This is a genomic window from Longimicrobiaceae bacterium, assembly GCA_035696245.1.
Taxonomy (GTDB): domain Bacteria; phylum Gemmatimonadota; class Gemmatimonadetes; order Longimicrobiales; family Longimicrobiaceae; genus DASRQW01.
Genome location: DASRQW010000027.1, coordinates 1 through 8,187, shown reverse-complemented (window position 1 = coordinate 8,187; position 8,187 = coordinate 1). Strand labels below are relative to the sequence as shown.

The following is an 8,187-nucleotide window of genomic DNA, read 5'->3' as shown; positions in this document are numbered from 1 at the left end:
CGCCGGCTGCGAGGGTGATGCGCACCGGCGTAGCGCGCCTCGATCTCGTGTTTTCCGGCGGCTCGCACAGAAGAGCTGCGCCGCACCTGCATAGCCGAAGTGCCTCAGCACCGGGCGCGCGGCGGGCTCACGGCACGAATGCCTCGGCGAGGGCTCCGCGAACGAAAACCTGTTGCCGCGCCGAGTGCCCCGCTTCGAGGCTTGTACCGGCGGCGCCCAACTGGTTGTTCACTGGGCGGAATTCCGGATAATCTGCGCGTCGGGCACCCATCGTGGATTCCACTCCTATCCAGATAATACGCGCAGCCCCGAAGGGCAAGCTCCGTAAATCGAACCCGCGCCACCTCCTGCGCCGCGTGCTGCCGTCCCGGCATTCGGCCATGCACGCGCAGTGGCAGGATAACGCTCTTGCTGAGCGGATTATCTGGAAATAGAGTGCAGCATTTCCAAACTCACCTCCCTTGACGCCCACGTCCCCAATGACCGACCCAAGCTCCTGCACCTGATGAGGCAAACCGCACGCCTGAAGCACTTCAGCCTGCGTCCAGCAAGCTGTCGATCGACCGTCGTTCGGGGCTCCGCCGCCGGCACGTCTCCGGGTTCTCTATCCAGAGACCGTCGGCAGCGCCGTTCGCCCGGCCGGGATCGCCACGGCGGCGGCTGCCACACGCTGGGCCACTCCTTCGCCACGCATCTACTGGAAGATGGGGCCGACATCGGTACCGTGCAGGAGTTGCTCGGCCACGTGGACGTAGGCACCACCATGATCTACCTCACGTGCTGAACCGCGGCGGCCGGACGGTACGCAGTCCGCTCGACCACGGCTGAACGGCTGGACACCGGCCGAGGGTGGAAGGCGGGCAGTGCGAGAGCGGGCCACAGGGGGCTGTGGGCTGGTCGGAACGCTTCGTGCAGCGCCGCGGGCCGCTTCACCGTAGCTTGAACGCGAAGAGAGATGGCGCGCCGCCGCCCGCACGTTCGTCCAGCCCACCAGGAGAGCCCGTCCAGTGAGTGCCGATCCGCTCTGGTACAAGGACGCCGTATTCTACGAGCTTCACGTCAAAGCCTTCCAGGACAGCAACGCCGACGGCGTGGGCGACTTCCGCGGCCTCATCCAGCGGCTGGACTACGTGCAGGGGTTGGGGGTGGACGCCATCTGGCTGCTGCCGTTCTATCCCTCACCGCTGCGCGACGACGGCTACGACATCGCCGACTACTACAACATCCACCCCAGCTACGGGAACTTCGAGGACTTCCAGGCCTTCATCGACGAGGCGCACCGCCGCGGCCTGCGCGTCATCGCCGACTTGGTGCTGAACCACACCAGCGACCAGCACCCCTGGTTCCAGCGCGCCCGCCGCGCTCCCAAGGGCTCGCCGGAGCGCGCGTGGTACGTGTGGAGCGACACCGACGAACCGTATCGCGACGCCCGCGTCATCTTCACCGACACCGAGCCCAGCAACTGGACCTGGGACCCGGTGGCGGGGCAGTACTACTGGCACCGGTTCTTCGCCCACCAGCCGGACCTGAACTGGGACAATCCCGAGGTCAAGGAGGCGATGTTCCAGGTGATGGAGTTCTGGCTCGAGAAGGGGATGGACGGCTTCCGCGCCGACGCCGTGCCGTACCTGATCGAGCGCGAGGGCACCATCTGCGAGAACCTGCCGGAGACGCACGACATCCTCAAGGAGTTCCGCGCCCGCATCGCCCGCACGTACCCGGGCCGCATCCTCCTCGCCGAGGCGAACCAGTGGCCGGACGACGTGCGGCCGTACTTCGGCGATGGCGACGAGTTCCACATGGCGTTCCACTTCCCGCTCATGCCGCGCATCTTCATGGCAGTGCGGCAGGGGATCCGGAAGCCGATCGTGGAGATCATCCAGCGCACGCCGCCCATCCCGCCAGATTGCCAGTGGTGCATGTTCCTGCGCAACCACGACGAGCTGACGCTGGAGATGGTGACGGACGAGGAGCGCGACTACATGTACAGCGAGTACGCGGCCGACCCGCGGATGCGCCTCAACCTGGGCATCCGCAGGCGCCTGGCCCCGCTGATGGACAACGACCGGCGCAAGATCGAGCTGCTGAACTCCATCCTCTTCACCATGCCGGGCTCGCCCATCGTGTACTACGGCGACGAACTGGGGATGGGCGACAACATCTACCTGGGCGACCGCGACGGCGTGCGCACGCCCATGCAGTGGTCGCCGGACCGCAACGCCGGCTTCTCGCGGGCCGAGGCGGCGCGGCTCTTCCTGCCCGCCATCCAGGACTCCGTCTACGGCTACCAGGCCATCAACGTGGAGGCGCAGGAGCGCTCGGCGTACGCGCTGCTGAACTGGACCAAGCGCCTCATCGCCGTCCGCAAGCAGCACCACGCGTTCGGCCGCGGCAGCATCGAGTTCCTGGAGCCGGCGAACCCGCACGTGCTCGCCTACCTGCGCGAGCACGAGGGCGACACCATCCTGGTCGTCAACAACCTCTCCGGCGCGGCGCAGGCGGTGCGGCTCGACCTTGCCCGCTTCTCCGGCCGCACGCCGGTGGAGCTGCTGGGCAGCACCGAGTTCCTGCCGGTGGACGAGACGCCGTACGCGCTCACGCTCAGCCCCTACGGCTTCTTCTGGTTCGCGCTGCGGGCGGCCCGGGTGGAGGGCGAGGAAGACGAGGCACTGCCCACCGAGTGGGCGGAGCGCGAGGCGGCGCTGTTCGAGAGCCCCGAGGCGCTGTCGCGCATGGTGGGCTCCATTCCCGGCGAGTGGCTGCTGGGGCAGCGCTGGTTCCGCGGCAAGTCGCGCGAGGTGGCGGGCGCGTCGCTACGCGACCACGCGGTGCTGGTGCCCGAACGCGGGCCGCGCATGCTGCTCTCCGTCGTGGACGTCGGCTTCGCGGAGGGCGAGGGGGAGACGTACCTGCTGCCGCTCGCCCTGCGGCCGACCACGCAGCCCGGCGTAGAGGCCGAGCCCATCCTGACGCATTCCACCGGCGAGGGCGAGTTCCGCCTGTACGAGGCGCTGGCCGACCGCCGCGTCGCGCGCCTGCTGCTGGACGCCATCGCCGCCGAGCGCGAGCTGGCGGGCTCGGCCGGCCGCTTCACCGGCCACCGCACGGGCGACGTGCAGGGGCTGGACGAGGTTCGCGGCCCCGTGCGCCGCATCGCCGCCGAGCAGAGCAACACGTCGCTCGTGTACGGCGACCAGCTCATCCTCAAGGTCTTCCGCAAGCTGGAGCGCGGCGTCAACCCGGACCTGGAGATGACGCGCTTCCTGGTGGAGCGCACCGGCTTCCGCGCGCTGCCCGCCCTCGCCGGGTGGATCGACTACCATCCCTCCGAGGGCGAGTCCGCCTCCGTCGCGGCGCTGTTCGAGTACGTGCCCAACACGGGAGATGCGTGGGCCTTCGCGCAGCGGGCCCTGGCGCGCTACTTCGCCGCCGCCAGCCGCAGCGCCGCAGACCCGTCCACCCCCGCCGGTCAGGACGCGACGAGGCGGATGATGGGCGACTTCCTGCCCGCCGTCCGCCGCCTGGGCACGGTCACCGGCGAGCTGCACGTCGCGCTCGCCTCTGCCGGGGCGGACGAGCCGGACTTCGCGCCGGAGCCCATCACGCAGGCCGACGTGGAGGCGTTCGTGGCCTCCGCCCGCCGCTCGGCCGAGGCTACGCTCGCCGAGGTGGGGCGCATGGCGGACCGGATGCCCGGCGCCTTCCCCGCGCACATCCTCAACGAGCTCGCCGCCGTGGTGCGCCAGGCGCCGGACCTGGGGGCGCGCATGGAAGACCTGCGCGTGCTGGCCGAGCAGGGGCTGGTGAAGACCCGCTTCCACGGCGACTACCACCTGGGCCAGGTGCTGCGGGCAGACCGCGGGATGGGCGGCGACTGGGTCGTCCTGGACTTCGAGGGCGAGCCCGCGCGCTCCATCGCCGACCGGCGCCGCAAGCAGTCGCCGCTGCGCGACGTGGCGGGCATGCTTCGCTCGTTCGACTACGCCGTGCGCATGGCGTTCCGCGAGCAGGACACCACCGACATGCGCATCCGCGCCTCGCTCGAAGCCTGGTCCGAGGCGTGGCGTGCAGAGACGCGGAAGGCTTTCCTCGACGCCTATCGGGAAGCGACCGCGGGCGCGCCCTTCGTCCCGGCGGACGCGGAAGCGCTCAAGCGCGTGCTCGCCGTGTTCGAGCTGGACAAGGCGGTGTACGAGCTGGGCTACGAGCTGAACAACCGGCCGGAGTGGATCTGGGTGCCCGTGCTGGGCATCCGCTCCATCCTGGGAGGCGCCGCGTGACACCGCCTCTCATCTACAACCTCTTCCCCCGCCTGGTCGGACCGACGACGCGCTGGCCGGAGCACGCTGCGCGGGCGCGGGAGATGGGGTTCAACTGGCTGTACCTCAACCCGTGGCACTACCCCGGCTTCTCCGGCAGCCTCTACGCGCCCAAGGAGCTGGACCGGCTGAACCCGCTCTTCCTGCCGCCCGGCGCGGACCCCGCGTCGCTCGCGCCGCTGAAAGAAGCGCTGGGCATCATCGGCGGGATGGGGCTCAAGCCGATGATGGACCTGGTCGTCAACCACACGTCCAAGGACTCGCCCCTCATCGGCAGCCATCCCGGCTGGTTCGTGCGCGACGCTAACGGACAGGTGCAGAGCCCGTTCGTGGTCGATCCCGACGATCCGTCGAAGGTCACCACCTGGGGCGACCTGGCGGAGATCGACAACGAGAACGCGACCGATCGCCAGGCGCTGTGGGACTACTGGGCGAAGGTGGTGCGCGACGGGCTGGCGCTGGGCTTCCGCGGCTTCCGCTGCGACGCCGCGTACAAGGTGCCGGCGGAGCTGTGGCGCCACCTGATCGGCGCGGCGAGGGAGGTGGATCCCGGCGCGGAGTTCTTCGCGGAGACGCTGGGGGCGCCGACGGAAGACGTCGCCGCGCTGGCCGAGGCGGGCTTCGACTACTTCTTCAACTCCAGCAAGTGGTGGAGCTTCACCGAGCCGTGGGCGCTGGACCAGCACGAGCAGTTCCGCGACATCGCGCCCTCCATCGCCTTCCCCGAATCTCACGACACCGAGCGGTTGGCGGCCGAGACGGAGGGGGATGAAGCCGTCCAGCGGCAGCGCTACGCCTTCGCCGCCGCCTTCTCCGCCGGGGTGATGATGCCCGTTGGCTACGAATTCGGCTTCCGCCGGCGGATGAACGTGGTGGAGACGATGCCGAGCGATTGGGAGCGGCGCACGTGGGACCTGCGCCCCTTCATCGGCCGCGTGAACCAGTGCAAGCTGCGCCACTCGCTGCTCCAGGGCGAAGGCGTCCTCCGCGCCGTGGGCGGCACGATGGGCGACACGCTGGTGCTGGAGCGGCGCGACGGCGATTCGGGAGATGCGCAGCGGGGCTGGATCGTCATCAACAAGGTCTGGGCGCAGCCGCGCGACGTCCGCCTGGCCGACTTCGTCACGGGAGATGCGAAGTACCGGATGTTCCGCGTGTGCCGCGACACCTTCCCGGCAGAGGGCGAGGCGGTGCCGGAGAGCATGACGCTGGATCGCGCGGAGGTCGTGTACATCCTCCCCGTGGACCCGGAGCGGAGCGCGTGACGGCAGCGGCGGACCTGCTCGACCGGCGGTCCAGCGGCGTCCTGCTCCACCCCACGTCGCTGCCCGGCCCCGGCATCGGCGACCTGGGCGCCGAGGCGCACCGCTTCGTGGACTGGCTGGCGGACGCGCGGCAGACGTTCTGGCAGGTGCTCCCCCTCGTCCCCGTGGGCGAAGGCGGCTCGCCGTACGACGGGCTCTCCGCGATAGCGGGCAACCCCATGCTGGTGAGCCCGGACGCGCTGGCAGAAGACGGGTTGCTGGAGAAGATCGAGGATCCCGACGCGCCTCCGGCGGACGGCAAGGTGGATTTCCGCGCGGCGGGACGGTGGAAGGAGCTGTTGCTGCGCCGCGCGTACGGCGCCTTCCGCGCCGGTTGGGCGCCCGCCCTGGCGCAGGCGTTCACCGAGTTCCGGCGGCGCCACGCCGCGTGGGTGGACGACTTCGCGCTCTTCATGGCGCTGCGCGAGGAGCACGGCGGCGCGGGATGGACGCAGTGGGAGCCCGCCGCGCGCGACCGGCGGGCCGACGCGCTGGAGGGGGCTCGCGAGCGCCTGCGCGACGACGTGGAGCGGCACGCCTTCGTGCAGTTCCTCTTCGAGCGGCAGTGGGACGCGCTGCGGCGCCATGCCAACTCGCGGGGGGTGCGCATCATCGGCGACGTCCCCATCTTCGTGAGCCACGACAGCGCCGACGTGTGGGCCAACCGCGAGCTGTTCGAGCTGGACGCCGAGGGCCACCCGGTCGTCGTCTCCGGCGTGCCGCCGGACTACTTCAGCGCCACCGGCCAGCGCTGGGGCAACCCGCTGTACCGGTGGGACGTCATGCGCTCTCGCGGGTATGCCTGGTGGAAGGAGCGCTTCCGCCGTACCCTGGAGCTGGTGGACGTGGCCCGCATCGACCACTTCCGCGGCTTCGAGTCGTACTGGGAGGTCCCGGGGCACGAGGAGACCGCGCTGAACGGCCGGTGGATGCCCGGCCCCGGCGCGGACCTGTTCCGCTCGCTCGAGGCCGAGCTGGGCCCGCTGCCCCTCATCGCCGAGGACCTGGGCATCATCACCGAAGAGGTGGAGGCGCTGCGCGACGGCCTGGAGCTTCCGGGGATGCGCGTGCTGCACTTCGCCTTCGGGGATGCGGAAGATGCGCACCTGAACCCGCATCTCCCGGCCAACCACCCGCCGCGGTCCGTCGCCTACACCGGCACGCACGACAACGACACCTCCGTCGGCTGGCACGCCGCCGCGGGCGAGGTCGAGCGCGAAGGCCTGGAACGCGTCGCCGGCCCGGTCGAATCGGCGGACGACGTGCACTGGCGGATGATGGAGGCGGTCTTCCGCTCGCCCGCCGCCGTCGCCATCGTGCCCTTGCAGGACGTGCTGGGGCTGGGCAGCGAGGCGCGGATGAACACGCCCGGCACCGTGGAGGGCAACTGGGCGTGGCGCTTCCCCGCGGGAGCGCTCACGCCCGAGCTGGGCGCCCGCCTGCGCGCGCTGACCCGCGCGGCCGCGCGCGAACCCGAGGTTGCGGGACCCACCCAACACACGAGACAGGCCCCATGAGCGATTCCGTCGTCCTCGTCACCGGCGGCGCGGGCAACATCGGCCGCACCGTCACCGCAGCCGTGCTGGCCAGCGGCGCGCGCGTGGCCGTGCCCCTGCACAAGGGCGACCGGCCAGACGCGCTGGACGCCCTGAAGGCGCAGTACGGGCAGAAGCTGAACTTCTTCGCGCTCGACCTCACCACCGAGCGCGGCGCCAAGGCCGCCGTGGACGGCACGGTGGAGTGGGCGGGGCGGCTGGACGGCGTGGTGCACCTGGTGGGCGCCTACGCCGGTGGCATGCGGCTGGACGCGACGCCGGTGGAGGTGTGGGACCGAATGATGGAGGTCAACGTGCGCTCGGCCTTCCTCGTGGGCCGCGCCGCGCTCCGGCAGCTGCTGAAACAGGGCGGCGGCGGCGCGCTCGTCTTCGTCTCGGCCCGCGCCGCGGTGGAGAAGCCGGCGCAGATGGCCGCCTACGCCGCATCCAAGCAGGCGCTGCTCACCATGGTCGAAGCGATGGCCGCCGAGTACGTCGAGCAGCGCATCCGCGCCAACGTGCTGCTCCCCGGCACCGTGGACACCCAGGCCAACCGCGCCGCCATGCCCGGCGCCGACCCGTCGCAGTGGACCAGCCCGGAGATGATCGCCCAGACCGTCGTCTCCCTCCTGGACGGCGACGCCACCGCCGAGCGCGTGCTGCTGTAGCTCGTCGGCACGAAAGCGGGCATCGGCCTCCCCGCCGATGCCCGCCTCCCCTCGATCCATCTCCCGCAGCCGCCAACTCCGGCCGATGAAAGAGACGCCGAACCGCCTCACTCGCTCGCACGACCGCGTCCTGGCGGGCGTGCTCGGCGGCATCGCGGAGCGGCTGGGCTGGGCACCGAGCGGGCTCCGCATCGGCTACATCATCCTCTCCGCCCTTTCCGCCGCCTTCCCCGGCATCCTCCTCTACCTGATCCTCTGGGCGATCATGCCCAAGGCACCGCCCTCCAACGGACCGTTCAACCTCAACGACTTCCGCGTGCAATGATGCACAAGGCATGATGCACCAAATCGGTGTAGGGGG

Annotated in this window: 5 protein-coding genes and 1 pseudogene; all 6 read left to right on the top strand. The window is 70.7% G+C overall.

The window, feature by feature from the left end; genetic code table 11:
- The first annotated feature begins 664 nt into the window (after positions 1-664).
- Positions 665-828: pseudogene (locus VFE05_01030) on the top strand (tyrosine-type recombinase/integrase).
- Between the two features lie 179 nt (positions 829-1,007).
- Positions 1,008-4,280 carry a maltose alpha-D-glucosyltransferase gene (treS, locus tag VFE05_01025; protein HET6228626.1) on the top strand — a complete coding sequence of 1,091 codons (3,273 nt, stop codon included), beginning with the start codon at positions 1,008-1,010 and terminating at the stop codon, positions 4,278-4,280.
- A complete protein-coding gene (locus VFE05_01020) occupies positions 4,277-5,584 on the top strand; it encodes a hypothetical protein (protein HET6228625.1) in 1,308 nt (435 codons plus the stop codon). The genes treS and VFE05_01020 overlap by 4 nt, the downstream gene beginning before the upstream one ends.
- Positions 5,581-7,140, top strand: a complete 1,560-nt coding sequence (malQ, locus tag VFE05_01015; GenBank protein ID HET6228624.1) for a 4-alpha-glucanotransferase — start codon at positions 5,581-5,583, stop codon at positions 7,138-7,140. Before VFE05_01020 ends, malQ begins: the two co-directional genes overlap by 4 nt.
- Positions 7,137-7,826, top strand: coding sequence for an SDR family NAD(P)-dependent oxidoreductase (locus VFE05_01010; GenBank protein HET6228623.1), 690 nt, complete (start codon positions 7,137-7,139; stop codon positions 7,824-7,826). The genes malQ and VFE05_01010 overlap by 4 nt, the downstream gene beginning before the upstream one ends.
- Positions 7,827-7,911: 85 nt before the next feature.
- Complete coding sequence (locus VFE05_01005) at positions 7,912-8,151, top strand: PspC domain-containing protein (GenBank protein HET6228622.1); 240 nt, start codon at positions 7,912-7,914, stop codon at positions 8,149-8,151.
- Positions 8,152-8,187: the final 36 nt, after the last annotated feature.